At 48.9% G+C, this 2,165-nt stretch carries 4 protein-coding genes; all 4 read left to right on the top strand.

Features of this window, described 5'->3' with window-relative positions:
- Window positions 1-286 (top strand): MqnA/MqnD/SBP family protein (locus Q0314_RS08630; RefSeq protein WP_366114675.1); only part of this gene is annotated, 286 nt, incomplete at its 5' end.
- The gene (gene fliQ / locus Q0314_RS08625; RefSeq protein ID WP_002953589.1) at window positions 286-552 is read left to right on the top strand and encodes a flagellar biosynthesis protein FliQ; all 267 of its coding nucleotides are present in this window, start codon (window positions 286-288) and stop codon (window positions 550-552) included. The genes Q0314_RS08630 and fliQ, both read left to right, overlap by 1 nt.
- Window positions 549-1,334, top strand: coding sequence for a UDP-N-acetylmuramate dehydrogenase (locus tag Q0314_RS08620; RefSeq protein WP_298058276.1), 786 nt, complete (start codon window positions 549-551; stop codon window positions 1,332-1,334). The genes fliQ and Q0314_RS08620 overlap by 4 nt, the downstream gene beginning before the upstream one ends.
- A gap of 56 nt (window positions 1,335-1,390) precedes the next feature.
- Window positions 1,391-2,165 (top strand): hypothetical protein (locus Q0314_RS08615; RefSeq protein ID WP_298058274.1); only part of this gene is annotated, 775 nt, incomplete at its 3' end.

The raw sequence follows: 2,165 nt of genomic DNA, 5'->3' as shown, positions 1-2,165 counted from the left end.
CGAGTGCGAGCGCGTGCTAACGGAGGGCGTACGTATCGCCACCGCGCATAAGCCGTTTTTGTCGCACATGCTGATGGAGCGAAATTTGATCCGCGTCGATAAAGAAAAGCTAAAAACCTACCTAAATCTATATGCGAACGATAGCTCCGTCTCGATGAACGAAACGCAGCTAAAGGCGGTAAATAGGCTCTTTGCGCTTGGTTATGAGCGCGGTTTTTATCCGCTGCCTATCGATGCCAAAAACTACCTCGTGCCCACCGAGTACAACGATATAAGGTTTAGCTAATGCAATCAACGCTCATAGAACTCGGTATCGAAACCTTTAAGATCGCGCTATATCTGAGCTTTCCTATGTTGCTCGCTGGCCTATCCGCGGGCCTTATCATCAGTATATTTCAGGCTACGACGCAGATAAACGAGATGACGCTAAGCTTCGTGCCGAAAATCATTTTAGTCGTCGTCGTGATTATATTTTTAATGCCGTGGATGGTCTCGATGATGGTTGATTTCACGACGCGCATGATAGAGTTTATCCCGAATTTCGTGCAATGACGCAGCTTATAGATTTTTCCAAATTTAGCTCGGTGCGAGTGGGCGGCGTGCACGAGGTGGCGGTGCTAGAAAGCATTGAGGACGCGCTAAAGCCGGAATTTGCCGGCCGCGTGATGATAGGCGGCGCAAATAACCTACTCGTCTCGCCAAATCCGCCCGCGATGATGATGCTAGGCGGCGCGTTTGATTATATAAACTTAAGCGGCGACGTGCTCAGTATCGGCGCTGCGACGAAGTCGGGCAAAATTTACAACTTCGCCAAAAAGCATAATATCGGCGGATTTGAGTTTTTGCAAAATATCCCGGGTACGCTTGGCGGACTAATAAAAATGAACGCGGGGCTTTGCAGCGTTAGTATCAGCGATGATCTGCTCACGGTGCGGCTAGGACGCGGCTGGGTAGAGCGCGAGAGGATAAGCTTTAGCTACCGAAAAAGCGGGATAGATGAGCCGATATTTGGCGCCGAGTTTAAAATCTCGCGCGAATTTGACGCGGCTCTTGCGGCGGATTTTGCCGCTAAGCGCGCAAATCAGCCAAAGGGCGCTAGCTTTGGCAGCTGTTTTGTTAATCCGCCCGGCGACTACGCAGGCAGGCTTATCGAGGCCGTGGGGCTAAAGAGTTACGCGATTGGCGGGGCTAAATTTAGCGAACAGCACGCAAATTTCATCATAAATTTTAACGCTGCGACCTTTGCGGACGTAACCGGGCTCATAAATTTAGCCCGCGAGCGCGTTTTGGAGCAGTTTGGCGTCGAGCTAAAAACCGAAGTAGTCGTTATTTAGGTTAAAAACATAGCAAACAGGCTATAATGCTTAAGATTACTCGCAAGGAGGGTTTTATGAAAAAGCTAGCCTTAGCCATGTTTTTAGCATTTTGTTGCCTGTCGGTAGCACAGGCCGGGCCAAATCACAACAATGGACTAGCAGCAAAATCCAAAGGCCAGTGGAAGGACGCGGAGAACTACTTTAAGCTAGGTTGCTATACGGAAAAGGTCGATTCCTCTTGCAAAGAGCTTGGGCAGCTTTATGAGTTTGGCAAGGGTTCTGACGTCAAAAAAGACTCCGGACGCGCAAAGCAAGCCTATGAAAAGTGCTGCGAGATATCGTTTGGCAAAAGAGCCGACTGCTGCGACAAAGTAAAAGACAAAACCGCCGTAAGCGCCGAAAAAGGCTGCGAAAACAACGATGCGGCGGCCTGCATAGACTACGCTTATGAAAAACAAGACGTCAAATACTACCAAAAAGCTTGCGATCTGGGCTCAAATTTAGGTTGCCTATGGACGGGCTACTCGTACACCGAGGGCAAAAACGGCGCCGAGCACGATCCTAAAAAGGGCTTTGAGATATTTTCAAAACTTTGCGATAGCGGCTACGACGACGGTTGTAAATTTGTAGCGATGGGCTATAGAGACGGCAAAGGCGTAGAGAAAAATATAGACAAAGCCGTCGAAATCCTAAGCGAAATTTGCCAAGGCGAGAGATTTGGTGGATGCGCCAAACTAGGCGAAATCTACCAAGACGACGCCTACGGCAAAAAAGACGAAGCAAAAGCGTACGAGTACTATCTCCTGGCCTTCACAAAAAAAGAGCATGAAGCCTCCGGAAAATACGTAA

This window comes from uncultured Campylobacter sp. (assembly GCF_938040115.1).
Lineage (GTDB): Bacteria > Campylobacterota > Campylobacteria > Campylobacterales > Campylobacteraceae > Campylobacter_A.
The sequence above is the reverse complement of the archived record's forward strand: the minus strand, read 5'-3'. Positions and strand labels throughout refer to the sequence as shown.